Origin of the sequence: Streptomyces sp. SCPE 10 (assembly GCF_051980735.1) — a bacterium.
Taxonomy (GTDB): Bacteria; Actinomycetota; Actinomycetes; order Streptomycetales; family Streptomycetaceae; genus Streptomyces; species Streptomyces misionensis.
Genome location: NZ_CP197069.1, coordinates 1,562,801 through 1,580,490 on the forward strand (window position 1 = coordinate 1,562,801; position 17,690 = coordinate 1,580,490).

Below are 17,690 nucleotides of genomic sequence, written 5' to 3' on the forward strand. Positions count from 1 at the left end.
CGTGCCCCGCCGCCGTGGCGCCCCGGTCAGCCGCCCAGGGTCTCGCCCTCCGCGATCCGTGCCCCGCGGGCCCAGTCGGCCGCGCGCATCGGCTTCTTGCCCTGCGCCTGGACCCACAGGAGCTCGACGGCGTGGGAGCCGGTGCCCACGTGCACGCTGTTCTTGCCGGCCGCGAGCCGTCCGGGCGCGAGGTCGGTCCGGTCGGGCACCGGGGTGACCTGGATGAGCTTGAGCCGCTCACCGCGGAAGGTGGTCCAGGCGCCGGGCGCCGGAGTGCAGCCGCGCACCACCCGGTCCACGCGCAGCGCCGGCGTCGCCCAGTCCACCTGGGCGTCCTCGACGGTGATCTTCGGCGCGAGGGTGATGCCCTCGGCCGGCTGCGGCACGGCCTTCAGGGTGCCGTCCTCGATGCCGTCCATGGTGGCCGCGAGCAGCCCGGCCCCGGCGAAGGCCAGCCGGGTGAGCAGGTCGCCGCTGGTGTCGGTGGGCCGGATCTCCTCCGTCACCGTGCCGTACACCGGGCCGGAGTCCAGGCCCTCCTCGATGAGGAAGGTGGACGCGCCCGTGATCTCGTCGCCCGCGATGATCGAGTGCTGCACGGGCGCGGCTCCGCGCCAGGCGGGCAGCAGCGAGAAGTGCAGGTTGACCCAGCCGTGCGCGGGGATGTCCAGGGCGACGCGGGGCAGCAGCGCGCCGTAGGCGACGACCGGGCAGCAGTCCGGGGCGATCTCCGTCAGCCGGGCGAGGAACTCGGGGTCCCGCGGCCTGGCCGGCTTCAGCACCTCGATGCCGGCCTCCTGCGCCCGCTCGGCCACGGGCGACGCGACCAGCCTGCGGCCCCGCCCCGCGGGTGCGTCGGGCCTGGTGACGACGGCGGCCACCTCGTGCCGCCCGGAGGCGAGCAGGGCGTCCAGGGCGGGAACGGCGACCTCGGGGGTGCCGGCGAAGACGAGCTTCATGGGCGGGATCGGGCCTCTCGGGCGGGGATCGTACGGGCAGCGCACCAGTCTATGACCGCCCGGGAACCGGCACCGCGCGGAGCACGAGGGCGCGCAACTCGCCCGGCTGTCGGGCCGGCTGAGCGCCGGGCGGCGCGCGGGCGGACGAACGGCGTACGCATATGCCCGCACGCCCCCACCCCGTGACCAGCGGAGCGCACAGGCGTTGGTCAAGAAAGAGTTGACCACATAGGGCCGCTTCGCCGCCCGATTCCTTTCAACGCCGGTTCGAGAGGCTTGTTCATGGCCGACCACGCAACCCACGACGCCCAGGCCCGGGCCAGCCTGCACTTGCTGGTGCGGGACATCGAGCGGGTCCGCCGGCAGGTGGACGCGCTGCGCACGCTCACCGCCCAGCTTGGCAACGTCTACCGCCCGCGCCGCACCGGCCCGTCCACGGGCTTCGTCGTCTACGGACGCGCCCCCGCCCCCACGGTCCGTCTCGCCCAGGAACTGCGGGACAGCGTCGAGACGCTGGTCACGGCCGCCGTGGACTTCGACCGCTCGCTCGGCTTCTCCTGGGACGCGGTGGGCTCGGCGCTCGGCGTCACGAAGCAGGCGGTGCACCGCCGTTACGGCGCCCGCCGGGCCGCCGCGCAGCCGGCCACCGAGACCGAGCGGACGCCGGAGCCGTCCGGCACCCGCACGCTCAACGTGAACACCGGCCTGCCCGCGGTGCCGACCGTCCCGGCCGCCCGTTCCATGCCGACCCAGCCGACCGCGGGCAGCCCGACCCTGCGCGAGGAGGCCCGCCCGACGGCCTTCCCCGGCCCGCGCAACGGCTGACCCGCCCGGCCTCGCCCTCCCAGGAGGCCCACGGGTCCTCCGGGAGGGCCGGAGGGGCGCCCGCCCGCCCCAGAGGGGCGCCCCGGAGGGCGCAGCGCCCACGGCGGGCAGCGGTCCGCGAGGCCCGCGTCCCTCACCCGATGTCCGGCGGATCGATCCGTACCCGCGCCCGCGCCGTCTCCCCGCTGCCCCGGGCCATCCGCGCCGCCTGCGCGGTCTTCAGGGCGGAGGCCAGCGCCGCGCCACTGCCCGGGGGCACGCGCACCAGAGCCCGCTCCCAGTGTTCGCCGGGAGGCACCGCGCCGGGCCTGCGCGCACCGCCGGGCGGCGCGGGCGGCAGCGGCACGGGCCCCAACACCTCGGCGTCGGGCGGCAGTTCGACCGCCGCCAGGAACTCCGCGACCGCCTCGGGCGGACCGGACACGGCCGCCATCCGGGACACCGGCGGGAAACCGAGTTCCGCCCGCTCGGCCAGCTCCCGCAGCGCGTGCCCGACCGGGTCCCAGCGCACCAGCGCCTGCACGGGCCGCAGGGTCGGCTCGGCCACCACGACCACGGTGCCGCCCTCGCCCTGCGGCCGGACCAGCGCCGCCGCCGCGATCCACCGGCGCAGCGCGTCCTCGCCGGCGCGCAGATCGGGTCGTACGAGCATGGCCCAGCCGTCGAGCAGCAGCGCCGCCGCGTAACCGCCCTCGGCCACCGGCTCGGCGCCCGGGGTGCTCACCACCAGCGCGGGCGTGCCCGGCACGGTGTCCAACACGTGTTCCCGCCCCGAGGTGCGCACCGGCACGGCGGGGAAGGCCCGGCCCAGCTCCTCGGCGGTGCGCCGGGCGCCCACCACCTGGGCGCGCAGCCGGAAGCCGCCGCACTCGGGACAGTGCCAGGCGCCCTCCTCCCGGCCGCACCAGCCGCAGCGCAGCACGCCCGCGTCCTGGCCCTGGAGCGGGCCCGAGCAGTGCCGGCAGCGGGCCGGGGCCCGGCACTGGGCACAGGCCATCCGCGGCGCGTACCCGCGGCGGGGCACCTGGACCAGTACGGGTCCGTGCCGCAGCCCCTCCCGGGCGGCCTGCCAGGCCAGGGTGGGCAGCCGGGCGGCGCGGGCGGCCTCGTCGCGGGCGAGGTCCTCGTCCCCGACCGTGCGCACCAGCGGCGCGGACCGCCGTACCTGCTCCCGCCCGGCGACCAGGGGCCGCGCCCAGCCGCTCTCGACCAGCTGGGCCGCCTCCACCGTGGTGGAGAAGCCGCCGAGCAGGAAGGCGCACTTGTCGAGGGTGGCGCGCAGCAGCAGGACGTCCCGGGCGTGCGGCTGCGGGGCGTGCGGCTCGCTGTGGCTGTCGTCGCCGTCGTCCCAGATCGCGACGAGCCCGAGGTCCCGCACCGGCGCGAACATGGCCGCCCGGGTCCCGACGACGGCCCGTACGGACCCGCGCCGCACCGCGAGCCACTGCGCGTACCGCTTCTCGGGTCCGGCGTCGGCGGTGAGCAGGGCGTGCCGTCCCGGCCCGAGCAGCGCGGTCAGCGCGGCGTCGACGCGGGCGGCGGCACGGCCGTCGGGTACGACGACGAGGGCGCCGCGGCCCGAGGCGAGCGTGGCGGCGACGGCCCGGGCCAGTTCCTCGCTCCACAGGGGCCCGGGCAGCGCGTGCCACACCGCGCGGGGGGCGCCGCCGGCGGCCAGGGCCTGGAGGAAGGCGCTCCCGTGCTCGTACCGCGCCCAGGAGCCGGTGCCGGGGGCCTGCGGGGGCGGCAGGGGGTCGGGCGAGGGGCGCTGCTCGGCGCGGGCGTTGCGCGGCGGTACGGCCAGCTGGAGCACGTCGGCGAGGCTGCCCGCGTACCGGTCGGCGACGGCGCGGGCGAGTCCGAGCAGTTCCTCGCCGAGGACCGGCTCGGGGGACACCACCTGGGCGAGCGCGGCGAGGGGACCGGAGTAGTCGGACTCGGCCCGCCGTTCGACGAGGAAGCCGTCGATGAGGCCGCCGCCCTCCCGGCGTCCCTCGCGCACCCGGTGCCGTCCGGCCCCGAACCGCACCCGGACCCGGACGCCGGGCTGCGCCTGCTCGTCCAGTTCGGCGGGGACCGCGTAGTCGAAGTACCGGTCGAGGTGCAGCACGCCCTTGTCGACCAGCACCCGCGCCACCGGCAGCCGCTCGGCGAGCGCGGCGCCCCGCCAGGTCCGCGGCTTCGCCCGGGGTGCCTTGGCCTTGCGCACGCTCTCCCGGATGAGCGCGAGCTGCTCCGGCGGCGCCCCCTCGGGCCCGCCGCCCCCGCTCTCCCGGGGCTCCCCGTTCTCGCTGCTCACGCTTGCATTCTTACCAAACCCGACCGACATGACCCCGGGCGATCACCGTCCGGCCGGGGTCCTGCCGCGGCCGTCGGGCCTAGGCTCGCCGCCATGACCCACATGACCCATTCGACGCCGGACCCGCTGGACCGCCTGAGAGAACGTCTCGTCGCCCCCGGGGAGGTGGTGACCGGCACCGTGGCCGGGTTCGACGGGGACGACGTGCTCGTGCTACTGGACGGCGACCCGGGGCGCCCGTCGGGGCGCGTTCCCGGCCACGAGCTGACCTGGCGCCGGATCGGGCACCCGGCGGAGCTGGTCGCGGTGGGACAGTCGATCCGGGCGGAGGTGACGATGCGCGGCGGGCGCGACGGCCGGGTCCTGCTGTCCGCGCGCGCCTGCGAGGACGAGGCGCTGCACCGCTTCCTGCTGGGCCTGGCGCGTGGGGACGTCGTCACCGGGACGGTGTCCTCGGTGCACCGCTTCGGCGTCTTCGCGCGGATCGACGGGGAGCCCGCGCATCCCGTCCACCCGGGAACCGGCTTCATCAACGTCCCGGAGCTGACCTGGGCCCGGTTCGACGACCCGGCGGACGTGGTGACGCCGGGCCGGCGGATCCGCGCGCGGGTGCTGGCCCCGGACACCCGCAGGGGCCAGGTCGCGCTGTCCCTCAAGGCCCTCCAGGACGACCCCTGGAACACGCCGGGTGTGGGCGTCGGCGACGTCCTGACCGGCCCGGTCACCAAACTCGTTCCCTTCGGGGTCTTCGTCGGCGTCAACGAGTTCGTGGAAGGTCTCGTGCACGCCGATCTCCTCGCCGGCCGGACCGTCGAGGAGGGGCAGGAGCTGCGGGTCGCGGTGCTGGAGGTCGACCGTGCGCGGCGCCGGGTCCGGCTGGGGCTCGCGGACTGAGCCGGAACGCGCCGAGGCCCGGCCCCCGTGGGGAGCCGGGCCTCGTGGCACGGTTCGGGATCAGACGCCCGCGGCCTTGCGCAGGGCGTCCACGCGGTCGGTGCGCTCCCAGGTGAAGTCGGGCAGCTCACGGCCGAAGTGGCCGTAGGCCGCCGTCTGGGCGTAGATCGGGCGGAGCAGGTCGAGGTCCCGGATGATCGCGGCCGGGCGGAGGTCGAAGACCTCGTCGATGGCCTTCTCGATCTTCTCGGTCTCGACCTTGTTGGTGCCGAAGGTCTCCACGAACAGACCGACGGGCTCGGCCTTGCCGATCGCGTAGGCGACCTGGACCTCGCAGCGGGAGGCCAGGCCGGCCGCCACGACGTTCTTGGCGACCCAGCGCATGGCGTAGGCGGCCGAGCGGTCCACCTTGGACGGGTCCTTGCCCGAGAAGGCGCCGCCACCGTGGCGGGCCATGCCGCCGTAGGTGTCGATGATGATCTTGCGGCCGGTCAGGCCGGCGTCGCCCATCGGGCCGCCGATCTCGAAGCGGCCGGTGGGGTTGACCAGGAGGCGGTAGTTCTCGGTGTCCAGCTTGATGCCGTCCTCCAGGAGCGCCTTCAGTTCCGGCTCCACGACGAACTCGCGGATGTCGGGGGCCAGCAGCGACTCCAGGTCGATGTCGGAGGCGTGCTGCGAGGAGACGACCACGGTGTCGAGGCGGACGGCCTTGTCGCCGTCGTACTCGATGGTGACCTGCGTCTTGCCGTCGGGGCGCAGGTAGGGGATGGTGCCGTTCTTGCGCACGTCCGACAGCCGCTTGGACAGGCGGTGCGCCAGGAAAACCGGCAGCGGCATCAGGGTCGGCGTCTCGTCGGAGGCGTAGCCGAACATCAGGCCCTGGTCGCCCGCGCCCTGCTTGTCCAGCTCGTCCTCGTCACCCTCGACCCGGGACTCGTACGCGGTGTCGACGCCCTGCGCGATGTCCGGGGACTGCGCGCCGATGGACACCGACACGCCGCAGGAGGCGCCGTCGAAGCCCTTCTTCGAGGAGTCGTAGCCGATCTCCAGGATCTTGCCGCGCACCAGGGTCGCGATGTCCGCGTAGGCCTTGGTGGTCACCTCGCCGGCCACGTGCACCAGGCCGGTGGTGATGAGCGTCTCGACGGCGACCCGGGAGGACGGGTCCTCGCGCAGAAGCGCGTCGAGAATGGTGTCGCTGATCTGGTCAGCGATCTTGTCGGGGTGACCCTCGGTCACGGACTCCGAGGTGAACAGGCGACGGGACACAACGCTCCCTGTGGTTGCAGCGGCTGCTGGCTGATCGTTTGCAGTCGACGCGGGGCTGCGCCCGGCTTCGACCTTGAACAGTTTATCGGTCGCGCTCGGCCTGTGGGCCACTGTCTCGCCTCTCGGGAGCGCTGTGACCTGCGGCACGGGCATTCTGCACAATGCCCGGCGACCTTGGCCAGGGTAACCGTCCCCGACTTGAGCATGACCTGAATTCGCCGGTGGATTCGCCCGGCCGGCCGCGCCCAGGTCAGTCCAGACGGGCCACGACCAGGTCCCAGACGGTGTCGGCGAGGGCCTCCTTCGGCCCGTGCGGCACGGGGGTCTCGGTGCCGTCGGCGCCCAGGACGACGGCCTCGTTCTCCTCGGAGCCGAAGGTCTTGCGCTCCCCCACCTCGTTGACGACCAGCAGGTCACAGCCCTTGCGGGCGAGCTTGGCGCGGCCGTTGGCGAGGACGTCGTCGGTCTCGGCGGCGAAGCCCACGATCACCTGTCCGGCCCTGGCCCGTTCGGCGGAGACCTCGGCGAGGACGTCGGGGTTGCGGACCAGGACGATGGGGTCGGGCTCCTTGTCGTCCTTTTTCTTGATCTTGCCGGTGGCGTAGGCCGCGGGACGGAAGTCGGCGACGGCCGCGGCCATGACGACGGCGTCCGCGTCGGCCGCCGCCTTGAGCACGGCCTCGCGCAGCTGGACGGCGGTGCCGACCCGGACGACGTCCACGCCCGCCGGGTCGGCCAGGCCGGTGTTGGCCGCGACCAGGGTCACCCGGGCGCCGCGGGCGGCGGCGGTGCGGGCGAGGGCGTAGCCCTGCTTGCCGGAGGAGCGGTTGCCGAGGAAGCGCACCGGGTCCAGGGGCTCGCGGGTGCCGCCCGCGGAGACCACCACATGACGGCCGCGCAGGTCGGGCTCCCGGACACCGCGGGCGAGCACCCGGCGGCAGACCTCGAAGATCTCCCCCGGGTCGGGCAGCCGGCCCTTGCCGGTGTCGACACCGGTGAGGCGGCCGACGGCGGGCTCGATGACGACGGCGCCGCGGCGGCGCAGCGTGGCCACGTTCTCCTGGGTGGCGGGGTGCTCCCACATCTCGGTGTGCATCGCGGGCGCGAAGACGACGGGGCAGCGGGCCGTCAGCAGGGTGTTGGTCAGCAGGTCGTCGGCCAGGCCGTGGGCGGCCTTGGCGAGCATGTCGGCGGTGGCGGGGGCGACCACGACCAGGTCGGCGTGCTGGCCGATGCGCACGTGCGGCACCTGGTGCACGTCGTCCCAGACCTCGGTGGCGACCGGGTTGCCGGACAGGGCGGAGAAGGTGGCGGCGCCGACGAAGCGCAGCGCGGAGGCGGTGGGGACGACGCGCACGTCGTGGCCCGACTCAGTGAACCTCCTCAGCAGCTCACAGGCCTTGTAGGCGGCGATGCCACCGCTGACGCCCAGTACCACCCTCGGCTTGTCCACCATGTCTCCTCGGTCCGGAAAACCTGCAACACCCATGACACACCACAGGCCCGGCAGTGTGACTGCCGGGCCTGTGGGCAAAGCATCCGCGGTCTGAACGCACTACTGCGCGGGGCCCTCGATGGCCTCGGAGGTCAGCAGACCGGCGTTGATCTCGCGCAGGGCGATCGAGAGCGGCTTCTCGTGGACGTGGGTGTCGACGAGCGGACCGACGTACTCAAGGAGACCCTCGCCGAGCTGCGAGTAGTACGCGTTGATCTGGCGGGCACGCTTGGCCGCGTAGATCACGAGGCTGTACTTCGAGTCGGTGGCCTCAAGAAGCTCGTCGATCGGCGGGTTGATGATGCCCTCGGGCGCGGTGATGGAAGAGGACACGCTCTACCTTCCGATGGATGGGTAAGAATCAAAGATCGTGATCAGCGTCACGATTACACAACGTCCATCAAGGCTAGCAGCTCACGCGCCACGTCCTCGACGGAGGTGTTGACCAGGGTCTCGTCGAACTCCGGTTCGGCCGCCAGCTCGGTCCTGGCCGCTTCGAGACGGCGCTCGATGACCTCGGGCGGCTCGGTGCCCCGGCCGGTGAGCCTGCGCACCAGCTCCTCCCAGGAGGGCGGAGCGAGGAACACCAGCCGGGCCTCCGCCATGGACGCACGGACCTGGCGGGCGCCCTGGAGGTCGATCTCCAGCAGTACGGGCTCGCCCTTCTCCAGGCGCTCCAGCACGGCCGCGCGGGGCGTGCCGTAGCGGTTGCCGGCGAACTCGGCCCACTCCAGCAGCTCGCCGTTGGCGATCAGCTTGTCCATCTCGTCGTCGGTGACGAAGAAGTAGTGGACTCCGTGCTGCTCACCGGGGCGCGGCTTGCGGGTGGTCGCCGACACCGAGAGCCAGACCTCGGGGTGTTCCTTGCGCATATGGGCGACGACCGTGCTCTTGCCGACCCCCGAAGGGCCGGAGAGCACGGTCAGCCGCGGACGTTCACTCATGCAGCGATTATTCCAGCAATCCCGGGGTGCCCGGGACTCCCGGTCCGGCGCGGGCCCGGACTCAGGCGCCGGTGCTGCCGAACTCACGCTCCAGGGAGGCGATCTGGTTGGAACCGAGACCCCGCACACGGCGGCTCTCGGAGATGCCCAGACGCTCCATGATCTGCTTGGCGCGGACCTTGCCCACGCCCGGCATGGACTCGAGCAGCGCGGAGACCTTCATCTTGCCGATGACGTCGTTCTCCTGGCCCTGCTTGATGACCTCGTGCAGGGAGGCGCCGGAGTGCTTGAGTCGATTCTTGACCTCGGCCCGCTCCCGGCGAGCCGCGGCGGCCTTTTCGAGCGCGGCTGCGCGCTGTTCAGGGGTAAGGGGCGGAAGAGCCACGCCTACGTCACCTCGGATGTCGAACTGTCGGATACGGACCGGTGAGGAACCTAGTCGCCCCACACCTGGGGAGCCGCGAGCAACACGCTTGCCCGCCCTCCCCCACTGCCATGAGGGGCGTGGGAGGTGTCCCCACTGCTCGGAGACTAGCGGGCAAGTCCGCCAGAGTCAGCGAGAACAGCGGAAAAGTCCTGGTCAGCCTCCGTCAGGCCGGACATTTCAGACATATTGCCCTCGATTTGAGGATGTCTTCACACTCAAGTCGCCGCTGGTCCGCTCACCCGAGCACCTGTCGGAGGGTGTCAGCCGCCGGCGACGGCCGTGCGGATCTCCTCCGCGAAGCGTCCGGCCGCCGCGCGCAGCGCCCCGACGTCGGGACCGTGACGCAGCACACCCCGGCTGACGTTCGGCACGACGTTGCCGACGGCCGTCCCGAAGACCGCCGGAAGGTCGGCCGGGGTCGCGCCCTGGGCGCCGATGCCCGGCGCGAGCAGCGGGCCGTTGATGTCCAGGTCGTACCCCGAGAGGTCGCCGAGCGTGGCACCGACCACCGCGCCGAAGGAGCCCAGCGGCTCCTGGCCCGCGTTCTCGGCCGCCAGGTGGGCCAGCACGGTCGCCGCGACGCTGCGGCCGTCAGCGCGCAGCGCGTGCTGCACCTCGCCGCCCTCCGGGTTCGAGGTCAGCGCCAGCACGAACAGCCCGGCGCCGCTCTCGCGGGCCAGCGCCACGGCCGGGCCCAGCGAGCCGTAGCCCAGGTACGGCGAGACGGTCAGCGCGTCGGAGAACAGCGGGGCGTCCGGGTGCAGGAACGCCTCGGCGTAGGCGGCCATGGTCGAGCCGATGTCGCCGCGCTTGGCGTCCATCACGACCAGGGCGCCGGCCGCGCGCGCCTCCTGGACCGACTTCTCCAGGACGGCCAGCCCCCGCGAGCCGAACCGCTCGAAGAACGCGCTCTGCGGCTTCAGCACGGCCACCCGGTCGGCCATGGCCTCCACGACCGTGCGGCTGAACCGCTCCAGGCCGGCCACGTCGTCGGCCAGGCCCCACTCGGCGAGCAGGGAGGCGTGCGGGTCGATGCCGACGCACAGCGGGCCGCGCTCGTCCATGGCGCGGCGCAGACGGGTGCCGAAGGGCTCCGGGGCGGTCATGCGGACTTCCTCACGTCGGCGCCGACCGCGTCGGCGAGGGTGGCGTACGGGCTGGTGCGCAGGCGGGCGGCGAGGCCCTTGTGGATCGCGCGGCACCAGAAGGGGCCCTGGTAGATGAAGGCGCTGTAGCCCTGGACCAGCGTGGCGCCGGCCAGGATGCGCTGCCAGGCGTCCTCGGCGGTCTCGATGCCGCCGACCCCCACCAGGGTGATCCGGTCGCCCACACGGGCGTACAGGCGGCGCAGGACCTCCAGGGAGCGGGCCTTGAGCGGCGCGCCGGACAGCCCGCCGGTCTCCTTCACCAGGGCGGCCGGGGAGGTCAGGCCGAGGCCCTCGCGGGCGATGGTGGTGTTGGTGGCGATGATGCCGTCCAGGCCCAGCTCCACGGCCAGGTCGGCGACGGCGTCGACGTCCTCGTCGGCCAGGTCCGGGGCGATCTTCACCAGGAGCGGGACGCGGCGGCCGGGGACCGTGCGGTCGGCGGCCTCGCGCACCGCGGTGAGCAGCGGGCGCAGGTGGTCGACGGCCTGGAGGTCGCGCAGGCCGGGGGTGTTCGGCGAGGACACGTTGACGACCAGGTAGTCGGCGTACGGCGCCAGGCGCTCGGCGGACTTCACGTAGTCGGCGACGGCCTCCGCCTCCGGGACGACCTTGGTCTTGCCGATGTTGACGCCGACGACCGTCCGGAACACCGGCTCACGGGTGGCCAGGCGGGCGGCGACGGCCAGCGAGCCGTCGTTGTTGAAGCCCATGCGGTTGATCAGCGCGCGGTCCTTGACGAGCCGGAACAGGCGCTTTTTGGGGTTGCCGGGCTGCGGCTCTCCGGTGACCGTGCCGATCTCGACGTGGTCGAAGCCCAGCATCGACATCCCGTCGATCGCCACGGCGTTCTTGTCGAAGCCGGCCGCGAGTCCGAAGGGGCCGTGCATCCGCAGCCCGAGGGCCTCGGTGCGCAGCTCCTTGTGGCGCGGGGCGAGGGCCGCCGCGACGAACGTGCGCAGCACCGGGACGCGCACGGCGAGCCGGATCCAGCGGAAGGCGAGGTGGTGGGCCTTCTCGGGGTCCATCCGTGTGAAGACCAGACGGAAGAACAGGTTGTACATCTGGGAGAGTCCTCTGGGTTCTCATGCGGACCGAGGGTCCTCATGAAGAGGGGGACACCGTTTCCGGTGTCCCCCTCGGGGCTGCTAGTCGCGGGCCGCGGTCAGGTGTTCCGCGTGCTCCTGGAGCGAGCGGACGCCCACGTCGCCGTGGTTGAGGGCGTCGATGCCCTGGACGGCCGCGGCGAGCGCCTGGACGGTCGTCAGGCACGGCACGGAGCGGGCGACGGCGGCCGTACGGATGTCGTAGCCGTCGAGACGGCCGCCGGTGCCGTACGGGGTGTTGACGATGAGGTCGACCTCGCCGTCGTGGATGAGCTGGACGATGGTCTTCTCGCCGTTCGGGCCGGTGCCCTCGGACTGCTTGCGCACCACGGTGGCGTTGATGCCGTTGCGCTTGAGGACCTCGGCGGTGCCGGAGGTGGCCAGCAGCTCGAAGCCGTGGGCGACCAGCTCCCGGGCCGGGAAGATCATCGAGCGCTTGTCGCGGTTGGCGACCGAGATGAACGCGCGGCCCTTGGTGGGCAGCGGGCCGTAGGCGCCCGCCTGCGACTTGGCGTACGCCGTGCCGAAGACGGAGTCGATGCCCATGACCTCGCCGGTGGAGCGCATCTCCGGGCCGAGGACGGTGTCCACACCGCGGCCCTGGATGTCGCGGAAGCGCGACCACGGCATCACGGCCTCCTTGACGGAGATCGGCGCGTCCAGCGGCAGCTCGCCGCCGTCGCCGTGCTTCGGCAGCAGCCCCTCGGCGCGCAGTTCGGCGATGGTCGCGCCCAGCGAGATCCGGGCGGCGGCCTTGGCGAGCGGCACCGCGGTCGCCTTCGAGGTGAAGGGGACCGTGCGGGAGGCGCGCGGGTTGGCCTCCAGGACGTAGAGGATGTCGCCGGCCATCGCGAACTGGATGTTGATCAGGCCGCGCACGCCGACGCCCTTGGCGATGGCCTCGGTGGAGGCGCGCAGCCGCTTGATGTCGAAGCCGCCGAGGGTGATCGGGGGCAGCGCGCACGCCGAGTCGCCGGAGTGGATGCCGGCCTCCTCGATGTGCTCCATGACGCCGCCGAGGTACAGCTCCTCGCCGTCGTAGAGCGCGTCGACGTCGATCTCGATGGCGTCGTCGAGGAAGCGGTCGACCAGGACCGGCCGGGACGGGCTGATCTCGGTGGACTCGGCGATGTAGGCGGCGAGGCGGGTCTCGTCGTAGACGATCTCCATGCCGCGCCCGCCGAGCACGTACGACGGCCGGACCAGGACCGGGTAGCCGATCTCGTCGGCGATGGCCTTGGCGCCCTCGAAGGTGGTGGCGGTGCCGTGCTTCGGAGCCGGCAGGCCCGCCTCGGCGAGGACCCGGCCGAAGGCGCCGCGGTCCTCGGCGGCGTGGATGGCCTCCGGGGAGGTGCCGACGATCGGCACGCCGTTGTCCTTCAGGGCCTGCGCGAGGCCCAGCGGGGTCTGGCCGCCGAGCTGGACGACCACGCCCGCCACCGGGCCGGCCTGCTGCTCGGCGTGGACGATCTCCAGCACGTCCTCCAGGGTGAGCGGCTCGAAGTACAGCCGGTCGGAGGTGTCGTAGTCGGTGGAGACGGTCTCCGGGTTGCAGTTGACCATCACGGTCTCGTACCCGGCTTCGGACAGCGCGAAGGAGGCGTGGACGCAGGAGTAGTCGAACTCGATGCCCTGGCCGATGCGGTTGGGGCCGGAGCCCAGGATGATGACGGCCGGCTTCTCGCGCGGGGCGACCTCCGACTCCATGTCGTAGGCGGAGTAGAAGTACGGCGTCCTGGCGGCGAACTCGGCGGCGCAGGTGTCGACCGTCTTGTAGACCGGGCGGATGCCGAAGGCGTGCCGGACCTCGCGGACGACGTCCTCGCGCAGACCGCGGATCTCGGCGATCTGCTGGTCGGAGAAGCCGTGCCGCTTGGCCTCGGCGAGCAGGTCGCCGGTCAGCTCGGCGGCCTCGGCCAGCTCGTCCGCGATCTCCTTGATGAGGAAGAGCTGGTCCACGAACCAGGGGTCGATCTTCGTGTACGCGAAGACCTCCTCCGGGGTGGCGCCGGCCCGGATGGCCTGCATGACGGTGTTGATCCGGCCGTCGGTGGGCCGTACGGCCTCGCGCAGCAGGGTCTCCTTGTCGCCGGGGTCGCCGGCGAAGGTGAACTGGCTGCCCTTCTTCTCCAGCGAGCGCAGCGCCTTCTGGAAGGCCTCGGGGAAGTTGCGGCCGATGGCCATGGCCTCGCCGACCGACTTCATGGTGGTGGTCAGCGTGGAGTCGGCCTGCGGGAACTTCTCGAACGCGAAGCGCGGCGCCTTGACGACCACGTAGTCGAGCGTGGGCTCGAAGGAGGCCGGGGTCTCCTGCGTGATGTCGTTCGGGATCTCGTCCAGGGTGTAGCCGACGGCCAGCTTGGCGGCGATCTTCGCGATCGGGAAGCCGGTCGCCTTGGAGGCGAGGGCCGAGGAGCGGGAGACGCGCGGGTTCATCTCGATGACGATCACGCGGCCGTCCTCGGGGTTCACCGCGAACTGGATGTTGCAGCCGCCGGTGTCGACGCCGACCTCGCGGATGACGGCGATGCCGATGTCGCGCAGGATCTGGTACTCACGGTCGGTCAGCGTCATCGAGGGCGCGACGGTGATCGAGTCACCGGTGTGCACGCCCATCGGGTCGAAGTTCTCGATGGAGCAGACGACCACGACGTTGTCGTTCTTGTCGCGCATCAGCTCCAGCTCGTACTCCTTCCAGCCGAGGATGGACTCCTCCAGGAGCACCTCGGTGGTCGGCGAGAGGGTGAGGCCCTGGCCGGCGATGCGGCGCAGCTCCTCCTCGTCGTGCGCGAAGCCGGAGCCGGCGCCGCCCATGGTGAAGGACGGGCGCACGACCACGGGGTAGCCGCCGAGCGTCTCGACGCCCTTGAGGACGTCGTCCATGGAGTGGCAGATCACCGAGCGGGCGGACTCGCCGTACCCGATCTTGCGCCGGACCTCCTCCACGACGCCCTTGAACAGGTCGCGGTCCTCGCCCTTGTGGATGGCCTCGGGCTTGGCGCCGATCAGCTCGACGCCGTACTTGGCCAGAACGCCGTTCTCGTGCAGCGAGATGGCGGTGTTCAGGGCCGTCTGGCCGCCCAGGGTGGGCAGCAGGGCGTCGGGACGCTCCTTGGCGATGATCTTCTCGACGAACTCCGGGGTGATCGGCTCGACGTAGGTGGCGTCGGCGATCTCCGGGTCGGTCATGATCGTCGCCGGGTTGGAGTTGACGAGGATGACGCGCAGGCCTTCGGCCTTGAGCACGCGGCACGCCTGGGTGCCGGAGTAGTCGAACTCGGCGGCCTGGCCGATGACGATCGGGCCGGAGCCGATGACCAGGACGGACTGGATATCGGTGCGCTTAGGCACGCTGGCCCTCCATCAGGGAAACGAAGCGGTCGAACAGGTAGGCGGCGTCGTGCGGGCCGGCCGCCGCTTCGGGGTGGTACTGGACGGAGAAGGCGGGCTGGTCGAGCAGCTGGAGCCCCTCCACGACGTTGTCGTTCAGGCAGACGTGCGAGACCTCGGCGCGGCCGAACCTGGTCTCGCTGACCTTGTCGAGGGGCGCGTCGACGGCGAAGCCGTGGTTGTGCGCGGTGACCTCGACCTTGCCGGTGGTGCGGTCCTGGACCGGCTGGTTGATGCCCCGGTGGCCGTACTTCAGCTTGTAGGTGCCGAAGCCGAGGGCGCGGCCGAGGATCTGGTTGCCGAAGCAGATGCCGAACAGCGGCGTCCGGCGCTCCAGGACGGCGGTCATCAGGGCGACCGGGCCGTCGGCGGTGGCGGGGTCGCCGGGGCCGTTGGAGAAGAACACGCCGTCCGGGTTGACGGCGTAGACCTCGTCGGCGGTGGCGGTGGCGGGCAGCACGTGCACCTCGATGCCGCGCTCGGCCATGCGCTGCGGGGTCATGCCCTTGATGCCGAGGTCGATCGCGGCGACGGTGAACTTCTTGTCGCCGACCGCGGGGACGACGTACGCCTCCTTGGTGGCGACCTCCTCGTAGAGGCTCGCGCCCTTCATCTGGGGCTGGGCCTGGACCCGCGCCAGCAGTTCGGCGTCGGTGGCGATCGACTCGCCGGAGAAGATGCCGGCCCGCATGGAGCCGCGTTCGCGCAGGTGGCGGGTGAGGGCGCGGGTGTCGATACCGGAGATGCCGACCACTCCCTGGCGCTCCAGCTCGTCGTCCAGGGAGCGCCGGGAGCGCCAGTTGGACGGGACGCGCGCGGGGTCTCGGACCACGTAGCCGGAGACCCAGATGCGGGCCGACTCGTCGTCCTCGTCGTTCCAGCCGGTGTTGCCGATCTGCGGGGCGGTGGCGACGACGATCTGGCGGTCGTACGACGGGTCGGTCAGGGTCTCCTGGTAGCCGGTCATGCCGGTGGAGAACACGGCCTCGCCGAAGGTCTCCCCCACGGCCCCGTAGGCGCGGCCGCGGAACGTGCGGCCGTCCTCCAGGACGAGTACGGCGGGAGTCTTCGCGGCTCCCCTGGTGGAGGTCGTCATCGTGCGCCTTCCGTGTCGTTGATCATGTGGTTCAAGGTGTCGGCCCATTCGGGGTGCTCGGCCGCGTGGTCGGAGCGGAAGCCGGAGTCGATCAGTTTGTCGCCGTGCGCCCAGGTCACCACCAGCAGTCCGCCCTCGGTGAGGACCTTGCCGGCGATGCCCTTGTCGAGCCGGGCCTCGCGCAGGGCGGCGGCGGGGATGAAGAAGTCGTTCGCGCCGGGGCGTTCGACGGCCAGGCCCGCGTCGGTGAGGGTGAGCCGGGCCAGGCTGCGGGTGCCCAGGCCGTGGGCCACGATGCGGTCCAGCCACTGCCCGGCGGTGGTGGAGCCGTGGTAGCGGCCGCTCATGCTCAGTCTCACCGGGCCGGTGTCCTCGGGCGCGTCGGGCAGCTCCGGGATGTCGCTCTGGAGGGTGCCGCGCCATTTCCAGCCCTCGCGCATCAGCCAGTAGACGAGCGCGATGAAGAGCAGGAGCCCGACGAGCCAGCCGATACGGGCCGGCCAGTCGGTGACCGAGGCGGATCTCTGGGTCTCGGCCAGGAGGATTACAGGTGTCACGTGAGCTTCCCGTCGACGAGCGTGGCCTTGCCCCGCAGCCACGTGTGCGTCACACGGCCCGGCAGCTCGCGTCCCTGGTAGGGGGTGTTGCGGCTGCGCGAGGCGAAGCCCGCGGGGTCCACCTGGCCACGGTATGCGGTGTCGACCAGGGTGAGGTTGGCAGGCTCACCGGCCGAGACGGGACGGCCGTGCCCGAGGGCCCGTCCGATCCGCGCGGGCGTGGCGGACATCCGGTCGGCGACGCCGGCCCAGTCCAGCAGGCCCGTGTCGACCATGGTCTCCTGGACCACCGACAGCGCGGTCTCCAGGCCGACCATGCCCATTGCGGCCGCGGCCCACTCGCAGTCCTTGTCCTCGTGCGGGTGCGGGGCGTGGTCGGTGGCGACGATGTCGATCGTGCCGTCGGCGAGCGCCTCGCGCAGGGCCAGCACGTCGCGCTCGGTGCGCAGCGGCGGGTTGACCTTGTAGACGGGGTTGTAGGTGCGCACCAGTTCGTCGGTGAGCAGCAGGTGATGCGGGGTGACCTCGGCGGTGACCTGGATGCCGCGGGACTTGGCCCAGCGGACGATCTCGACCGATCCCGCGGTCGACAGGTGGCAGATGTGGACGCGGGAGCCGACGTGCTCGGCGAGCAGGACGTCGCGGGCGATGATCGACTCCTCGGCGACGGCCGGCCAGCCGCCGAGGCCCAGTTCGGCGGAGACGACGCCCTCGTTCATCTGGGCGCCCTCGGTCAGCCGCGGCTCCTGGGCGTGCTGGGCGACGACACCGTCGAACGCCTTCACGTACTCCAGGGCGCGGCGCATGATCACCGCGTCGTCCACGCACTTGCCGTCGTCGGAGAAGACGGTGACCCCGGCGGCCGACTCGTGCATGGCGCCCAGTTCGGCGAGCTTCCTGCCCTCCAGGCCGACGGTGACGGCGCCGATGGGCTGGACGTCGCAGTAGCCGTGCTCCTTGCCGAGCCGCCACACCTGCTCGACCACGCCGGCGGTGTCGGCGACGGGGAAGGTGTTGGCCATGGCGAACACGGCGGTGTAGCCGCCGCTCGCGGCCGCGCGGGTGCCGGTGAGCACGGTCTCGGAGTCCTCGCGGCCGGGCTCGCGCAGATGGGTGTGCAGGTCGACCAGGCCCGGCAGCAGCACCTTGCCGCCGGCCTCGACCACCTCGGCGCCCTCGGCGTCGAGGCCGGTGCCGATCTCCGCGATGGTCTCGCCGTCGATCAGCACGTCCTGCGGCTCGCCGCCGAGCACCTTCGCACCGCGGATCAGGGTCTTGCTCATG

15 protein-coding genes are annotated in these 17,690 nt (G+C 72.6%); 2 read left to right on the forward strand and 13 right to left on the reverse strand.

Translation table 11 applies throughout. From position 1 onward, the window contains the following. Positions 1-26: 26 nt before the first annotated feature. Positions 27-959, reverse strand: coding sequence for a methionyl-tRNA formyltransferase (gene fmt, locus ACSP97_RS07320; protein ID WP_440556843.1), 933 nt, complete (start codon positions 957-959; stop codon positions 27-29). A gap of 282 nt (positions 960-1,241) precedes the next feature. On the opposite strand from fmt, the gene ACSP97_RS07325 reads away from it, so the two are divergent. Continuing rightward, positions 1,242-1,784: a hypothetical protein gene (locus ACSP97_RS07325; RefSeq protein WP_355150028.1), complete on the forward strand. Its 543-nt coding sequence runs from the start codon at positions 1,242-1,244 to the stop codon at positions 1,782-1,784. A gap of 133 nt (positions 1,785-1,917) precedes the next feature. Here ACSP97_RS07325 and ACSP97_RS07330 read toward each other — a convergent pair whose 3' ends face one another. Beyond that, on the reverse strand, positions 1,918-4,083 hold the full coding sequence (locus ACSP97_RS07330) for a primosomal protein N' (RefSeq protein ID WP_440556845.1): 2,166 nt from the start codon (positions 4,081-4,083) through the stop codon (positions 1,918-1,920). A 93-nt stretch (positions 4,084-4,176) separates the two neighbouring features. Between ACSP97_RS07330 and ACSP97_RS07335 the strand changes: the two genes are divergently transcribed. After that, the gene (locus ACSP97_RS07335) at positions 4,177-4,977 is read left to right on the forward strand and encodes a S1 RNA-binding domain-containing protein (RefSeq protein ID WP_440556847.1); all 801 of its coding nucleotides are present in this window, start codon (positions 4,177-4,179) and stop codon (positions 4,975-4,977) included. A gap of 60 nt (positions 4,978-5,037) precedes the next feature. Here the strand turns inward: ACSP97_RS07335 and metK are convergent, their stop codons facing one another. The 11 genes from metK to ACSP97_RS07390 form a co-directional block, all read right to left on the reverse strand. Continuing rightward, the gene (metK, locus tag ACSP97_RS07340) at positions 5,038-6,246 is read right to left on the reverse strand and encodes a methionine adenosyltransferase (RefSeq protein WP_355150022.1); all 1,209 of its coding nucleotides are present in this window, start codon (positions 6,244-6,246) and stop codon (positions 5,038-5,040) included. Between the two features lie 250 nt (positions 6,247-6,496). Continuing rightward, on the reverse strand, positions 6,497-7,699 hold the full coding sequence (gene coaBC, locus ACSP97_RS07345) for a bifunctional phosphopantothenoylcysteine decarboxylase/phosphopantothenate--cysteine ligase CoaBC (protein ID WP_355525582.1): 1,203 nt from the start codon (positions 7,697-7,699) through the stop codon (positions 6,497-6,499). Between the two features lie 102 nt (positions 7,700-7,801). After that, complete coding sequence (gene rpoZ, locus ACSP97_RS07350; protein WP_005319902.1) at positions 7,802-8,074, reverse strand: DNA-directed RNA polymerase subunit omega; 273 nt, start codon at positions 8,072-8,074, stop codon at positions 7,802-7,804. A 53-nt stretch (positions 8,075-8,127) separates the two neighbouring features. Then, positions 8,128-8,685 carry a guanylate kinase gene (gene gmk, locus ACSP97_RS07355; protein ID WP_355150020.1) on the reverse strand — a complete coding sequence of 186 codons (558 nt, stop codon included), beginning with the start codon at positions 8,683-8,685 and terminating at the stop codon, positions 8,128-8,130. 61 nt (positions 8,686-8,746) lie between these two features. Continuing rightward, positions 8,747-9,070 (reverse strand): integration host factor, encoded by a 324-nt coding sequence (locus ACSP97_RS07360; protein ID WP_037651003.1) that lies wholly within the window; start codon positions 9,068-9,070, stop codon positions 8,747-8,749. A gap of 302 nt (positions 9,071-9,372) precedes the next feature. Next, on the reverse strand, positions 9,373-10,218 hold the full coding sequence (pyrF, locus tag ACSP97_RS07365) for an orotidine-5'-phosphate decarboxylase (RefSeq protein ID WP_355150018.1): 846 nt from the start codon (positions 10,216-10,218) through the stop codon (positions 9,373-9,375). Continuing rightward, positions 10,215-11,321, reverse strand: a complete 1,107-nt coding sequence (locus ACSP97_RS07370) for a quinone-dependent dihydroorotate dehydrogenase (protein ID WP_355328626.1) — start codon at positions 11,319-11,321, stop codon at positions 10,215-10,217. Before ACSP97_RS07370 ends, pyrF begins: the two co-directional genes overlap by 4 nt. 84 nt (positions 11,322-11,405) lie before the next feature. Beyond that, complete coding sequence (gene carB / locus ACSP97_RS07375) at positions 11,406-14,714, reverse strand: carbamoyl-phosphate synthase large subunit (RefSeq protein WP_355150014.1); 3,309 nt, start codon at positions 14,712-14,714, stop codon at positions 11,406-11,408. Further along, the gene (gene carA / locus ACSP97_RS07380; RefSeq protein WP_355328628.1) at positions 14,707-15,849 is read right to left on the reverse strand and encodes a glutamine-hydrolyzing carbamoyl-phosphate synthase small subunit; all 1,143 of its coding nucleotides are present in this window, start codon (positions 15,847-15,849) and stop codon (positions 14,707-14,709) included. Before carA ends, carB begins: the two co-directional genes overlap by 8 nt. Then, on the reverse strand, positions 15,846-16,406 hold the full coding sequence (locus ACSP97_RS07385; protein WP_355150010.1) for a PH-like domain-containing protein: 561 nt from the start codon (positions 16,404-16,406) through the stop codon (positions 15,846-15,848). Before ACSP97_RS07385 ends, carA begins: the two co-directional genes overlap by 4 nt. Next, positions 16,403-17,689, reverse strand: coding sequence for a dihydroorotase (locus tag ACSP97_RS07390; RefSeq protein WP_358274704.1), 1,287 nt, complete (start codon positions 17,687-17,689; stop codon positions 16,403-16,405). The genes ACSP97_RS07385 and ACSP97_RS07390 overlap by 4 nt, the downstream gene beginning before the upstream one ends. Between the last annotated feature and the right edge of the window lies 1 nt (position 17,690).